At 36.1% G+C, this 15,290-nt stretch carries 12 protein-coding genes; 7 read left to right on the top strand and 5 right to left on the bottom strand.

Annotated features, from left to right (window positions below):
- The first annotated feature begins 171 nt into the window (after nucleotides 1–171).
- Nucleotides 172–2,244: an alpha-ketoacid dehydrogenase subunit alpha/beta gene (locus CLV73_RS00290; protein WP_100374911.1), complete on the top strand. Its 2,073-nt coding sequence runs from the start codon at nucleotides 172–174 to the stop codon at nucleotides 2,242–2,244.
- A gap of 94 nt (nucleotides 2,245–2,338) precedes the next feature.
- Nucleotides 2,339–3,370 (top strand): bestrophin family protein, encoded by a 1,032-nt coding sequence (locus CLV73_RS00285; protein WP_100374910.1) that lies wholly within the window; start codon nucleotides 2,339–2,341, stop codon nucleotides 3,368–3,370.
- Nucleotides 3,371–3,387: 17 nt separating this feature from the next.
- Here the strand turns inward: CLV73_RS00285 and CLV73_RS00280 are convergent, their stop codons facing one another.
- Nucleotides 3,388–3,846, bottom strand: coding sequence for an Lrp/AsnC family transcriptional regulator (locus CLV73_RS00280; protein ID WP_100374909.1), 459 nt, complete (start codon nucleotides 3,844–3,846; stop codon nucleotides 3,388–3,390).
- A gap of 157 nt (nucleotides 3,847–4,003) precedes the next feature.
- On the opposite strand from CLV73_RS00280, the gene CLV73_RS00275 reads away from it, so the two are divergent.
- Complete coding sequence (locus CLV73_RS00275) at nucleotides 4,004–5,230, top strand: aminotransferase class I/II-fold pyridoxal phosphate-dependent enzyme (RefSeq protein WP_100374908.1); 1,227 nt, start codon at nucleotides 4,004–4,006, stop codon at nucleotides 5,228–5,230.
- A gap of 144 nt (nucleotides 5,231–5,374) precedes the next feature.
- On the opposite strand, the gene CLV73_RS00270 is transcribed toward CLV73_RS00275, so the two are convergent.
- Both CLV73_RS00270 and CLV73_RS00265 read right to left on the bottom strand, forming a co-directional pair.
- Nucleotides 5,375–6,376, bottom strand: a complete 1,002-nt coding sequence (locus tag CLV73_RS00270) for a glycosyltransferase (RefSeq protein ID WP_100374907.1) — start codon at nucleotides 6,374–6,376, stop codon at nucleotides 5,375–5,377.
- 158 nt (nucleotides 6,377–6,534) lie between these two features.
- Entirely contained in the window at nucleotides 6,535–7,695 is a 1,161-nt protein-coding gene (locus CLV73_RS00265) for a THUMP domain-containing class I SAM-dependent RNA methyltransferase (protein WP_100374906.1), read from the bottom strand.
- Nucleotides 7,696–7,818: 123 nt separating this feature from the next.
- Here CLV73_RS00265 and CLV73_RS00260 point away from each other — a divergent pair, with 123 nt between their 5' ends.
- Together CLV73_RS00260 and CLV73_RS00250 are read left to right on the top strand one after the other, a co-directional pair.
- Entirely contained in the window at nucleotides 7,819–8,544 is a 726-nt protein-coding gene (locus tag CLV73_RS00260; protein WP_100374905.1) for a class I SAM-dependent DNA methyltransferase, read from the top strand.
- A gap of 271 nt (nucleotides 8,545–8,815) precedes the next feature.
- On the top strand, nucleotides 8,816–9,541 hold the full coding sequence (locus tag CLV73_RS00250) for a ZIP family metal transporter (RefSeq protein WP_100374903.1): 726 nt from the start codon (nucleotides 8,816–8,818) through the stop codon (nucleotides 9,539–9,541).
- Nucleotides 9,542–9,680: 139 nt separating this feature from the next.
- Here CLV73_RS00250 and CLV73_RS00245 read toward each other — a convergent pair whose 3' ends face one another.
- A complete protein-coding gene (locus CLV73_RS00245) occupies nucleotides 9,681–11,123 on the bottom strand; it encodes an OmpP1/FadL family transporter (RefSeq protein ID WP_185116748.1) in 1,443 nt (480 codons plus the stop codon).
- Nucleotides 11,124–11,148: 25 nt separating this feature from the next.
- On the bottom strand, nucleotides 11,149–12,150 hold the full coding sequence (locus CLV73_RS00240; protein WP_228424131.1) for a prolyl-tRNA synthetase: 1,002 nt from the start codon (nucleotides 12,148–12,150) through the stop codon (nucleotides 11,149–11,151).
- Nucleotides 12,151–12,326: 176 nt separating this feature from the next.
- On the opposite strand from CLV73_RS00240, the gene proS reads away from it, so the two are divergent.
- Both proS and CLV73_RS00230 read left to right on the top strand, forming a co-directional pair.
- Nucleotides 12,327–13,802 (top strand): proline--tRNA ligase, encoded by a 1,476-nt coding sequence (proS, locus tag CLV73_RS00235; protein ID WP_100376932.1) that lies wholly within the window; start codon nucleotides 12,327–12,329, stop codon nucleotides 13,800–13,802.
- A gap of 126 nt (nucleotides 13,803–13,928) precedes the next feature.
- Nucleotides 13,929–15,221, top strand: coding sequence for an OmpA family protein (locus tag CLV73_RS00230; RefSeq protein ID WP_100374901.1), 1,293 nt, complete (start codon nucleotides 13,929–13,931; stop codon nucleotides 15,219–15,221).
- Nucleotides 15,222–15,290: the final 69 nt, after the last annotated feature.

Below are 15,290 nucleotides of genomic sequence, written 5' to 3'. Positions count from 1 at the left end.
GTCTTCTGAAATTAGTTTTTATAAATCCTGTTAAATCATTGTATAAATATCGGGAAGCCATCATTTGGACTTTCAAATAAAATTCTATTCAAAACTCAGTGAAAATCATTCAATTACCCAAAAACACTAACAATTGTTAGTATTTTGTTTTTTTGTTTATCTTTGTTTCCTATGGAAAATACAATTCACGGAAAAGTTTCTCAGGATATCTTGTTAAAAGCATACAACCATATGATGCTTGCGAAGGCAATGGCAGATATCTATGAAGAAAACAGAAATATTTGCAAATATGTTCATAGTACATCAAGAGGTCACGAAGCAATTCAATTAGCTACAGCATATCAATTAAAAAAAGAAGACTGGGTTTCTCCTTATTACAGAGACGAAAGTATTCTTTTGGGAATTGGTTTCGAGCCTTATCAATTGATGCTGCAATTATTGGCAAAAGCTGATGACCCTTTTTCCGGAGGAAGATCTTATTACTCTCACCCTTCGAGCAGAGATGAAAATAAACCTAAAATCATTCACCAAAGCTCAGCAACAGGGATGCAGACCATTCCAACTGCAGGAGTTGCTCAGGGGATAAAATATATTCAGGATTTTAACTTACAGCAATTCGAAAACAATCCGGTTGTGGTTTGCAGTCTTGGAGACAATTCTGTAACGGAAGGAGAAGTGAGTGAAGCACTTCAGTTTTCTGCATTACATCAACTGCCAATTATCTTCCTTGTTCAGGATAATGAATGGGGAATTTCCGTAACGAAAGAAGAAGCCAGAACTTGTGATGCTTACGATTTTGTAGCAGGATTTACCGGTTTAAGCAGGATGAGAGTAGACGGAACTGACTTCATAGAAAGCTTTGAAGCCATGAAAAAAGCTGTTGATTTTGTAAGAACAGAAAGAAAACCATTGGTTGTCTGTGCAAAAACAGTTTTGATCGGTCACCACACTTCCGGAGTGAGAAGAGAATTCTATAGGGATGAAGAAGATTTGACAAAACACAGAGCAAAAGATCCGGGAGAAATCCTAAGAAATCAATTGCTAGAATCCGGTGTTGATGAAGAATTATTAAAGCAGATCACCAAAAAAGCCCGTTTAGAAGCAGAAGAAGCCTTCGAAAGAGCTAAAAATGCAGAAGATCCCAAACCCGAAACGGTAATGCAGCATGTGTTTGCTCCAACTCCGATTACCGAAGAAGTAGGAACCCGTGAACCTGCAGGCGGAGAAAAAATTGTGATGGTTGATGCTGCGATTCACGCGATTCAGGAATTGATGTGGAAACATCCGGAAGCTTTATTATACGGACAGGATGTTGGAGAGAGAATCGGTGGAGTTTTTCGTGAAACAGTAACTTTAGGAAAGAAATTCGGAAGCAAAAGGGTATTCAATACAGCCATTCAAGAGGCTTACATTATTGGTTCTACAACGGGTATGAGTGCAGTGGGTTTAAAACCTATTGTTGAAGTACAGTTTGCAGATTATATTTATCCTGGGATCAATCAGCTGATTACGGAAATTTCAAAATCAAGTTATTTAAGTCAGGGTAAATTCCCTGTAAGCAATATCATCCGTGTTCCAATTGGAGCCTACGGAGGTGGTGGTCCTTACCACAGTGGAAGCGTTGAGAGTATTTTAGCCAACATTAAAGGAATCAAAATAGCTTATCCAAGTAACGCTGCAGATTTTAAAGGTTTATTAAAAGCAGCTTATTATGATCCGAATCCGGTAGTAATGCTGGAGCATAAAGGTCTTTATTGGAGTAAAGTTCCGGGAACTGAAGATGCCAAAACCATTGAACCGGCAGAAGACTACATCTTACCTTTCGGAAAAGGAAAAGTAATCATTGAAGCTGATAAAAATGAAACTGAAAAAGGCAGGACTTTATTGGTGGTTACCTACGGAATGGGAGTTTACTGGGCTAAAGAAGCTGCGAAAAATTTTAACGGAAGAATTGAAGTGATTGACCTGAGAACTTTAATTCCTTTAGATGAAGAATTAGTTTTCGAAAGAGTAAAAGCTCACGGAAAATGTATCGTTTTAACAGAAGAACAATTAAACAACTCATTTGCAGAAGCATTTGCACATAGAATTTCTAAAAACTGCTTCAAATATCTTGACGCCCCGGTAGAAACGATGGGAGCTTTGGATACACCGGCAGTTCCTATCAATTTGGTACTGGAAAAAGCGATGCTTCCCAATGCTGAAAAGCTAAGTGCGAAAATCGAAGAAATGCTAAAATATTAATTCAGATAAAAAATAAATTAAACCTCTAAAAAATTTTTAGAGGTTTTTTTGTGCACTTTTATTATTTTTAATAATCCTTTTCTAAAATAAGCGTATGATTACTACGAAATATGTCAATTACAGACAAGTCCTTAACCTATCCGGAATTCATCTGATCTGGATTTCAATCTGGTGCACTTTGATTGCTGTTTTATTTCATATATTTCATTGGGAATGGATGATCATACCCTGGGTTCCTGTTGCTTTAATTGGTACTGCAGAAGCTTTTTTGGTTGGCTTTAAAAACAATCAGGCATACGACAGACTTTGGGAAGCTCGAAAAATATGGGGCGGAATTGTAAATTCCAGCCGTTCTCTCGCATCCATGGTCTATGCATTTAATACTGAAAATGAAGAAGTAGGGCTTTTTGATTTGGAAGACCGAAGAAAAAAAATTATTTACCGTCATATTGCATGGCTGTATACATTCAGAGAACAGCTTCTTGTGCCGACAGAATGGGAGCATATTAAAGCAGAGAAAGAACACTCTCACCATATCAACCACAAACGAAACAGACTCATTAAAGCCGGATTTCCCGATTATGGCAGAACTCCGATTTTCTTAAATAAATATCTTTCTGAGGAAGAAGTGGAACAGCAGTCTCATTATAAAAATTTTGCAACATACCTGATTTCTCAGCAGGCAAAGGATGTCAATGATTTAAAAAATATAAAAGCCATTTCAGACTTCAACCAGACGCAGCTACAGGCTTGCCTCAATGAATTTTACAACTTTCAGGGGCAAGCGGAAAGAATTAAAAAATTTCCTTCTCCAAGGCAGTTTGCGAGTACAGCTTTCGTGTTTAACGTACTTTTTATCATGTTGCTGCCATTAGGTTTAGTCAACGAATTTGCAAAACTTGGCGATTGGGGAATCTGGACTTCTATCCCATTCTGCATCATTATAGGCTGGATTTATATTATTATGGAATTGGTAGGAGATTATTCAGAAAATCCGTTTGCTGGATTAATGTTTGATGTTCCTATGCTTTCTATTTGCCGAACTATTGAAATTGACCTGTTACAGATGACCGGAGAAACAGAACTTCCCGATCTTATTTCTTCTAAAAACGGAGTTTTGGTTTAAAAATAATTGCCTTTAATTTACAAGATAATCGAAGTTGTATTTTTCACCTCAGAGATCATAAAAGAGCTGTGAGTACTCGCGATATGCTTAATGGTAGTCAATTTGGAAAGCATAAAATTTCTGTAATCCTGCATATCTTTTACATTGATCTTCAAAATATAATCATAATCGCCGCTCACATGAAAACACTCTGTGATCTCCGGCAAATTCACTACTTCTTTTTCAAACTCAATCACATACTCTTTCTTATGCTGAACCAGTTTTACATGACACAGCACGGTAAAATTTCTATTAATTTTATCCCTACTCAACAAGGCTACATATTTTGAAATCACTCCAAGCTTTTCAAGTTTTTTTATACGCTCATACACAGCCGTAACAGATAATCCCAGCTTATAAGACAGCTCTTTAGTGGTTTGCTTGGCATCTTCCTGCAGATAAATCAGCAATTTTTTATCAAAATCATCAAAATCCATAGTTATATTTTTGGTTTAACTTTATATTCAGCACATAACTTAAACAATATTACTATTTTTTTTCAATTCTATAGTTTTATATTCTAAAAAAATAAAATACCATTGTAAAAAACATCAGTTATTTACATTTTTACCCGTATTAAAAATTATCAAAACTATGGATCACTTTAATGCAGCTAATGAAATCCAGGATTTACAATATTTTGGAGAATTCGGAGGAGTAAACCCTTCTATTTCAGATAGCTCTACGTATACTTTCCTTTCAGCAAAAACAATGTTTGATACTTTTGAAGGAAATGCAGACGGATGCTATCTGTATTCAAGACACTCCTCCCCTATGAATCTGTATCTTTCACAAGCTTTGGCTAAAATGGAAAATACAGAAACCGCTAATGTAACAGCATCCGGAATGGGAGCAATTACTTCTGTTTTAATGCAGATCTGTAAAAGCGGAGACCATATTATTTCAAGCAGAACCATCTATGGCGGAACCTATGCTTTTCTGAAGAATTTCCTTCCTCCTTATAATATCAACACAACTTTTGTAGATATCAATAACTTTGAATCAATAGAAGACTCAATAACTCCCAATACCAAAGTTATCTATTGCGAAAGTGTAAGCAATCCGCTTTTAGAAGTGGCAGATCTTAGAAGACTTTCTGAAATCTGTAAAAAACATAATCTGAAACTGATTGTTGACAATACTTTTTCACCTTTATCAATCTCCCCTACTTCTTTGGGAGCAGATATTGTGATTCATTCTTTAACGAAATTCATCAACGGAAGCAGCGATACGGTAGGTGGTGTTTACTGTGGAAGTCAGGAATTTATTAATGATACTAAAAATGTAAACACAGGAGCTTGTATGTTGTTGGGACCAACTATGGACAGTTTCCGTTCTGCAAGTATCTTAAAAAACCTGAGAACGCTTCATATCAGAATGAAGCAGCACAGCCACAATGCGATGTATCTTGCCGAAAAGTTCGAAAAGGACGGATTAAGAGTGGTATATCCCGGTTTAAAATCCCACAAGAACCATGAGCTTATGAAAAGTATGATGCATGAGGAATATGGATTCGGAGGTTTATTAACTTTAGATGCAGGAACAACTGAAAAAGCTAACGAACTAATGGAAATGATGCAGCGGGAAAACCTGGGTTATTTAGCGGTGAGTTTAGGATTCTACAAAACATTATTCTCGTGCTCCGGAAGCTCGACTTCATCGGAAATCCCAGAAGAAGAACGTGCTGAAATGGGAATTTCCGACGGATTAATCAGATTCTCCATCGGGCTGGATCACGATATTGAAAGAACATATAAGAAAATGAGAGAATGTATGACTAAAACAGGTGTTCTCAACCATGAAACTACATCCATATTCTAATTATTGTATAAAAGCTGTTGAAATTCAACAGCTTTTATTTTTTTTTAAAATGTAGTATTACACTGTCATTCTGAATGTAACGAAGTGAAATGAAGAATCTTTTTATATGGAGATTGTTCCTTCGTCAGAATGACAAATCACAACTTAATTTTTATGAAAATGCTTCGGGAATGCTTCTTCCGGTTTCATTTTTAAAACATTTAATAAGATCCACGATTTCAAAAAACCATAACCGTAGGAAAACATTTGGATATAAGTAGAAACTACAGCCATTGCAGCAATCGCGACATTTTTAGTAACAATAAGCGCATGTAGCAATACCATAAAAGTATACAATCCGAATAAGGCAAGGATAAAACCTCTTCCCAATACGAAATATTCAACAAATCCTAAGACATATCCTAACAAGAATAAAGAAGGAAATGCGAATGAGATTTTCACATAATTAGGATGCCTCTGATTCAAAATTGGTCGTGCACAACCAAACTGATAGACTTGCTTAGAAAACTTACCAAAATCTACCCGTCGTTTATGATATACCGCAATATCATCAAAAAAAGCCGTCGTAAAACCGTTTTCCCAAAGCGTCATCGAAAGATCCGGATCTTCCCCGATTCTCATTTCAGAAAAACCTCCGACTTTCTCAAAGACTTCTTTCTTTACTCCCATATTAAAACTTCTGGGCTGAAACTTTGACACCGCTTTTTTGTTTCCTCTTATTCCTCCTGTTGTAAAAACCGATGTCATGGAATAAGAAATTGCTTTCTGCATCAGATTAAAACCTTTATGTGCCTTATCTGCTCCACCAAAAGCATCACACGGGATCTCAATAATATCTTTTTTGATATTTTCGATATAGTCTTTTTCTACAATTACATCACTGTCCACAAAAACCAACCAGTCATTGGCTGCTCTTCTCGCTCCATAATTCCTACTCAAACCAGGTCCGGAGTTATCTTTTCTGAAATATTTAATATCTAAAATTCCATTAAAGTTCTCAATCGTAGGCCTTAGATCTATGAGCGAACCATCATCTACAATAATGATTTCAAAAACTTTATCGGTTTGAAAAGTAAGCGAATTGAGAAGTTCGAAAAGTTCATCTTTTCGGTTAAATATGGCGACAACAATGGAAATGGTATTCAACGTAATAATTTAATATATAACAATGTAATAATAAAATTCAAATCTGAGAAGTTAAATAGATCATCGCATTTTTTTGAAATGCTCGATTACATCTTCTTCTTTTTTACTATTCGGAAACAGATCAAATAATCTAAATATTATATCTAAAAGATCCCAAATCATTCTGCTATCTTATGCACCTTCTTCGTTCCCTCATACATTTCATACTGTAAAAATCTGGTTTCCAGTTTCCCGTTGAAAAGCTTGATTTTTCTTGACGGACGAAGACCGATTTTCTTAACCGCTTCCAGATCGGAAGAAATTAGCCATGCCAATGTATTCGGATAATGCGTCTTGAAAGTATCTCCTATTTTCTTATAAAAATCATCGTCATTAATTGAAATTCTCTCATCATAAGGTGGATTGAAAACCATCAGCAATGGGAAAAGATCTTTTTTGGAATCAAAGAAGTTCTGTTTTCTCACTTCAATCACATCTTCCATTTCGGCAGCCTCAATATTCATCCTTGCAGCATTCAGCATTCTTGCATCGATGTCGTAACCAACAATCTTTCCGGTAAATTCTTTCACCCTGTTGATTCTGAATTCTTTAATTTTTGTAAACAGATCAGCATCATAGTTTTTCCAGTTCTGGAAAGCAAATCTTTTTCTGAAAATCTGTGCCGGAAGATCCATAGCGATCATTGCCGCTTCAATCAACAAAGTCCCCGAACCGCACATAGGATCAAGAAAATTTCCTTTTCCGTCCCAACCTGCCAATTGAAGCATTCCACTCGCTAAAACTTCATTAATAGGAGCTTCTCCTTGCTCTCTTCTATATCCTCTTTTAAATAAAGGATCACCTGAGGAATCTAAAGAAATGGTAATTAATTCTCGGTCGATGTGAAGATGGAATTTAATATCAGGATGCTTTGTCTCAACGTTCGGGCGTCTTTTGAATTTTTCCTGAAAATAATCTACGATGGCATCTTTCATTTTCAGGGTTACAAACTGAGAATGCTTAAAGGTTTCGGAATTTACCGTTGCATCAATCGCAAAAGACTGATCCACATCCATAAATTCTTCCCAGTTGAATTTAAAAAGCCTGTCATAAAACTGATGCTGGTTAAATGCTTTGAATTCATGAATCGGAACTAAAATCTTTAACGCTGTTCTTGCAGAATAATTGATCTTGTATAAAAAGCCCAAATCTCCTTCGCAGTTTACCGCTCTGTTTTTAACTTCGACCTTTCTTCCGCCCAGCTTTTTAATCTCTTCCGCTAAAATTTGTTCTAAACCAAAAAATGTTTTTATCTGTATCTGTAGATTATCTATATCCATTTTGCAAAAATAGCGATTTTTAGTGGTTGGTTGTCAGTTTATAGTTGATAGAAATCACTGCATATTATAAAAACCATCAACCAACAGGTATGTACCATCAATCAAAAACACTATTTTTGCAGGATGGAATGGTTTGAATCTTGGTTTGATACCCCTTATTATCATTTGCTTTATAGTAACAGAGACTATACTGAAGCTGAAAATTTTATCACAAAACTTACACAAGAGCTTCAGCTCCCAACCTCAAGCACTATCATTGATCTTGCCTGCGGAAAAGGAAGACACTCTGTTTTTCTCAATAAATTAGGCTATGAAGTCCTTGGTTTGGATCTTTCTAAGCAAAGTATAGAGCATAACAAACAGTTTGAAAATGAAACTTTGCATTTTAAAGTTCATGACATGCGCAATGCCATTGATTCAAAACCGGTAGATGCTGTTTTTAATCTCTTTACCAGCTTTGGTTATTTTGACAATGAGAAAGATGACAAAAGTGTTTTTCAATCGGTATATGATGCTTTAAAACCTGGAGGTTTTTTCGTACTTGATTATCTGAGTGAGGAATTTGTAAGAGAAACTTTAGTTCCTGAAATGGTAGTGCACAGAGAAGGAATTGATTTCAATATTACCAAAAAAATTGAAGGAAGACACATCATTAAAGATATCCGTTTTGAAACAGAGGGTAAGCCGTTTCATTTTTTTGAAAAAGTAAAACTCCATACATTAGAAACTATAAATTCTTATGCCACTGAATGTGGTTTTGGAAGAATAAAAATCTGGGGAGATTATCAGCTGTCAGAATTTAATGCCGAAAAGTCGCCCCGTTGCATCAATTTGTTTAAGAAAAAATAAACTGAAATTGGTTTGAGGATGAATACTAATATTATTTTTTTATTAGCAACCCTGTCTTCAATTTATTCCGGAATTCAATTCGGGTATTTTGACAGTCACACTCCTCCTCTGCCATTTGTTATTTCCAGTTTATTGGTAATTATTGGAATACCTTTAATTTTTTTTAGAAAAATAATATTTAAAAATAAAACGAACTATAAATTACACCTCATCATTATAAGTGTGAATCTGGTTATTGTTTTATTTTGTTTCTCACCACTTTTAAATTAATATGACTGTTACTTTACTGATATTAAGCGTCATTGCCGGAGTTTTACTGGGAAAGTATTTTGGTAAAAAAGAAAAACTGGCCAAAAATTTACTGATTTTAAGCGCCGGATTTTTAATCACGATCTGCTTAAATGAAGTTTTTCCGCAGGTTTATACTGCTGAAACAGGAAGCAGCCTGGGAATTTTTGTCATTGCCGGAGTTTTGCTGCAGATGATCCTGGAGGCCTTAACCAAGGGTTTTGAACATGGACACTTTCATCATCATAACGACCATAATATTCTGCCGGTTGCTTTAATGATTGGGTTATTCATTCATGCTTTTATCGAAGGAATTCCTTTAGCCAATGAAGAACATGAATTATCTCCTTATCTTTTAGGAATTGTTTTTCACAATCTGCCTATTTCTTTTATTTTGGGAGCATTCCTGTTTAACAGAAAGGAAGGTAAATCTACAACTTCTTATCCGTCAATTTTAATTGTGGCTTTATTTGCATTAGCTTCTCCAATGGGAATGTTGCTGGGTAACTATTTCAATCCTGATCTACAGCCTTATTTCTTAGCTATTGTAGGTGGAATTTTCTTACATATTTCTTCTGTAATTATCTTTGAAAGCAATAAGAACCATAATATTGACTGGACAAAAATCGGATTGGTAATTTTTGGAGTTTCATTGGCTTTGGTCATGCATCTTTTCCATGATCATTCCCATGTAGGGCATCATCATTAAATAAATAATCTATTTTAAAATATACAAGAGAGGCTTTCAGTGAAGCCTCTTTTATATTTTTCAAATTTTTTTACCAATAAAAAAGCTCCGGATTAAAATCCGGAGCATCAATTTAATCACTCATTACACAATCTGGAAATTAGAATTTCCATCCTAATGTAATAAAGAAGTTGTTAAAAGTATTTTTCACTTCAGATACTGCATAGCTTTCATTCGCTACATCAAAATCTGAAGAACTATATCCTGTAGAATAGTAAGAACTTCCCGGGATTACTTTACCATATAGGAATGGGTTGTTATATTTTGAACTTACATTTTGGTAAGAAGCATCAATATAAAAAGCACCAAAGTCATATCCTAAACCAGCTCCGAAAGTATTTCTTTCACCTAATGTCCAGTTATTGTAACTTGTATTACCTGCCACACCTGCATTAGAATAAGCACTCACTGTACCTGAATCGAAAGGACTTGAAGCATAAGAATAACCTCCTCTTAATCTAAAAGACTTAATTCTGTATTCCGCTCCCACTCTTACTTCTGAAAGATTTTTGTAGTTATCGGTAAAGAAATTATTAAGCTCTTTATCTGCATCTATTTCCTCCTTATACTTAGGCTTTGTAATTCCTAATGTATAATCTACGTTAAAAGAAAGGTTTTTACTCGGAACATAAGCACCACTCACGGTTGCTTTCATAGGGCTTCTGAAGTTTACTGTTTCACTGTAGGCTCCAGATCCCATGTATCCCTGATTATCAAGAGCGTATTCTGTATACACTCTGTCCATTCTCCACCATGTAGGCGTTTCAATGGTAGCTCCCAACCTCAATTCCTTACTTACTTTTCCAATTACCCCGAATGAAGCTGAAAAACCATTTGATTTCTCAGTATAAGGCGTATACTGTTTATTATAATTGGAAACTGAATTATCCAGATCCAGACCAAAAGCTGCAGTATCCCATTGCTCAACATCTGCATAATGGAAATTAAGACCGGCACCAAAGTATAAATAATTTTCATAGTTTGCACCTACCCCGATATTCATTTTAGACTTTGTCCCGTATCTGTTATAGGCATGTCCCAAATAAGTCAGATTCCCTACGACAGGATTGTTATTGGAATCAACAAGATCTTTTTTGATTACAATATTTGAATTTCCCGGAGTTTCAACATAATTTTCAATAGATTGATTAGAGAAATTAACCCCAACGTTTACAAATTTCCAGCCACTTTCTGTCATAAGCTGAAACGCTGCTACACCACCTACATTTCCGATATCTACCTTATTGATATTATAATCTATTGAAGAACCTGCCAATGAGCTCCTGTTTTTGTTATTGCTGATAGAAAGTGTCGCAGAAACATCTCCCGAAATAGCCACCCCAAGACCTGCAGGGTTTGTAAGCAAAGAACTTGCATCCCCTCCTAAAGCTCCGTTAGAGCCTGCCATTGCGTTAAATTTTGAAGAACCAAACATCGTAGTATTGGAATATACATCGATAGAGTTCCTTAAGATCGAAATATCCTGAGCCTGCGCAAAAAATGCTGCAGAAATACTCATTACTATTAAAGATTTTTTTAACATTATTTTTTAAATAGTTATTAATTTATTATCTACCTCCTCTGAAGCCGCCGCCTCCACCGCCGGATCTGAAACCACCGCCTGAAGATCCGCCAGATCTGAAGCCGCCTCCACCAGAGTTATTGAAACTTCCGCTGTTATTTCTGAAGCCTCCGTCATTCATTCTTGGCTGAGACTGTTGAGGATAGTTGTTATAGTTTGGTCTTGGCTGTGAATTCTGATTACGGAATCCTCCCTGATTTCTGAAACCTCCATTGTTGCTATTTCCGTTTCTGAAACCTCCGTTATTACCGTTGTTATACCCTCTGAAACCGCCTGTATTTGAGTTTCTAAAGCCGCTGTTATTGGAATTAACATTGTTTCTGAAACCTCCGGAATTTACACCATTTTTATTACCGAATCCACCATTGTAGCTGTTATATAATCTTCCGTCTGCTCCTCTTCTTTTATACGGTACTGCGTAGTAATTACCCCAGTATCCGCCGTTCCAGCCCCAATATGGACTTCCGTAATAACCTCCCCAGTAAGGATTATAGTAACCTCCCCAATACGGGTATCCCCAAGAGTTCCATCCGTTCCAGCCCCAAGAGCTTCCCCAACCCCACGAAAGGCCAAAATTCCAGCCCCAGCCGCCATTCATACCCCAATATGGGCTATACCAACCACCCCATCCCCAAGGATATCCCCATCCCCAGGAATTATCGTAGTAATTAGTTTGAGAACCTGCAAAGTTTCCCCAATCAGAATCTGTTGCATTGTTATTGGTATTCCAGTTATAATCATTCCAAGAATCATATTTTCCTTCTTTGGAATTTGCTTCTGCATTTTGGATGATATTGGAACCTTCATTGTAGTCGTAGTATTCACCTACTCTGTTTCCGCCATCATTTATAATCACTCCTTCTGGTAGTGTATCTTTATTAGGATCATAGTAAACCCCATCTGTCTCGCTGTAGCCACCCATCTGAGCACCACAGGACACGAGTAATAATCCGCCTGCTATTGCTAAAACTCCTTTTGATTTTAACATACCAAGCAAATTTTTATGTATATTTCTTTTCATGATAACGTAAAAATTTTTAATTTAAATTATATTTGCAATCTGTACTAAAAATGTACCAAACCCATGTACAAATATCTATCAAAAATAGATTTTTATTTTTAGATAACAATAATAAAAAAAAGTTAAAAAAATCAAAAAAAATAATGGCAAAATTAACCTCAAGAAGCGAAGATTACAGCAAATGGTATAATGAGTTGGTGGTGAAAGCTGACTTAGCTGAAAACTCAGGAGTAAGAGGTTGCATGGTAATAAAACCATATGGCTATGCAATCTGGGAAAAAATGCGTGATGAAATGGATAAAAAATTCAAAGAAACAGGTCACGTTAATGCTTATTTTCCGCTTTTTGTGCCCAAAAGCTTATTTGAGGCTGAAGAAAAAAATGCTGAAGGTTTTGCCAAAGAATGTGCGGTAGTTACTCACTACAGATTAAAAACAGATCCGGATAACCCTTCAAAACTGATTGTGGACCCGGATGCAAAACTGGAAGAAGAACTGATCGTTCGACCAACTTCTGAAGCAATCATTTGGAATACTTATAAAAACTGGATTCAGTCTTACAGAGATTTACCGATATTAATTAACCAATGGGCAAACGTTGTTCGTTGGGAAATGAGAACACGTCTTTTCTTAAGAACTGCAGAGTTCTTATGGCAGGAAGGTCACACTGCTCATGCTACTAAAGAAGAAGCGGTGGAAGAAGCAGAAAAAATGAATAAAGTATACGCAGATTTTGCAGAGAACTTTATGGCAATTCCTGTAATTCAGGGATTAAAAACACCTTCTGAAAGATTTGCCGGAGCTGATGAAACTTATTGTATCGAAGCATTAATGCAGGACGGAAAAGCTTTACAGGCCGGAACTTCTCACTTCCTTGGACAGAATTTTGCAAAAGCATTTGACGTAAAATTCACCAACAAAGAAGGAAAGATCGAACACGCTTGGGCTACATCATGGGGAACTTCAACCCGTTTGATGGGCGCTTTAATCATGACTCACTCTGATGATTTCGGATTGGTGTTGCCTCCAACTTTAGCTCCGATTCAGGTAGTAATTGTTCCGATCTTTAAAGGAGAAGAGCAATTGGAGCAAATCAGTGAAGTAGCGTTGGATATTCAGGCTAAACTGCGAGCAAAAGGAATTTCTGTAAAGTTCGACAACGACACTCAAAACAAACCGGGATGGAAATTTGCAGAATATGAATTGAAAGGTGTTCCTGTAAGAATTGCAATGGGACCAAGAGATTTGGAAAACAGATCTGTTGAAATTGCAAGAAGAGATAATTTGACAAAAGAAGTTCGTTCTATTGACGGATTAGATTCTTACATCGAAGAACTATTGAAAACGATTCAGCAGGATATTTACAATAAGGCATTTGAATTCAGAAAAAATAACATCACTAAAGTTGATACTTATGAAGAATTCAAGAAAGTTCTTGAAGAAAAAGGAGGGTTTATCTATGCACATTGGGATGGAACTGCTGAAGAAGAAGAACAAATCAAAGACGAAACGAAAGCTACTATCAGATGCATTCCTTTAGATGATGATGTTGAAGAAGGAGTTTCTTTAGTCTCTGGAAAACCATCTAAAAGACGAGTTTTATTCGCCAAAGCCTATTAAAAATTAATCCAATAAATTTAACAAATCTTTAAAAATATTACGGTTTTTAAAGATTTTTTTTTGATTTCACCATTTAAAGATATTTTTTTATAAATTTATAACACATTAATCTCAAAATAATTTATTATGTCTTTAAATGTCATTGATTTAATTAAAGGACAGTTAGGTCCTGCCTTAGCATCACAGGCCGCTGCGCAGTTTGGAGAAAGTGAATCAGGTATTTCAAAAGCAATTGGAGGTTTACTGCCTGCTGTAGTGGGTGGACTGGCAAACAATTCGGATAATCCCGGGGTTCTAGATGCAATTACCAATGCCTCATCAAGCGGAATTTTGGGAAATTTATTAGGGGATTCTTCTAATAATTCTGTTATTTCAAATCTTTTGTCTACTATTTTTGGTGATAAATTAAGCGGATTAGTCAATTCGATAGCTACTTTTGCAGGAATCAGTAACAACTCATCAAACTCTTTACTGCATGTAGTGACAGGAGCCACGGTGGGTTCTATCGGAAAATATGCTGCAGATAATAATTTAGACCAATCAGGAATTTCAAGTTTATTAAACGACCAGAAAGGAATCGTTTCTTCACTTTTACCTGCAGGTTTGTCCTTAGCTTCATTAAATATAGGAGATTGGGCAAAAGGATATAAGTTTGACAATGACAATGATGCCATTAAAACGCCTGTTGCAGAAGAACCTAAAGTAGATGTTACCAGAAGTACAACACCTACCGAAACTTATGTTCAGGGAAATAACGAAGGTGGAGGATCTATCTGGAAATGGCTTCTTCCTCTGTTATTGTTAATTGCTGCAGGATATTTCATCTGGAAACAGTGTGAGAAGAAAAACACAACGACTGCAACAACAACAGATCCCACAACCGTAACTACTGACAGTACAGCTATTGGTGCCTCTTCAGATACTACCGTAACAACGGTTACAAAAGTAGATGAAAACATTGATCTGAACGGAACAGCACTAAAAGGTTATAAAGGCGGAATGGAAGATCAGATGATTGCATTCCTGAAATCTGATGGCTATAAAAATGCTGCTAACGATGATGCACTGAAAGATAAATGGTATGATTTTGACCATGTAAACTTTAAAATAGGAAGTGCCGATCAGCTGGAAGCAGGTTCAGAAGGACAGCTCCAAAACCTGGTAGCTATTTTAAAAGCTTTCCCAGATGCAAAAATCAAAATTGGAGGATATACAGATAAAACCGGTGATGAAGCCAAAAATTTGAAACTATCTGCCGACAGAGCTAATTTTATTAAAACTTGGTTGGGTAAACAAGGAGTCGGAGCTCAGGTAATCGCTGCAGACGGATACGGAAGTAAGTTTGCAACCGTAGATGCAAGCGCTTCTAATGAAGCCAGAGCTGTAGACAGAAAAATGGCAGTAAGATTCGCAAAATAAAATCATTAGACTCATAAAAAATAAAATCCCAAAAGTTATTTTTGGGATTTTTTCATGTTCTTAAATTTG

This window comes from Chryseobacterium geocarposphaerae, assembly GCF_002797535.1.
GTDB classification, from domain to species: Bacteria; Bacteroidota; Bacteroidia; order Flavobacteriales; family Weeksellaceae; genus Chryseobacterium; species Chryseobacterium geocarposphaerae.
This window is presented reverse-complemented; position numbering and strand designations above follow the sequence as displayed.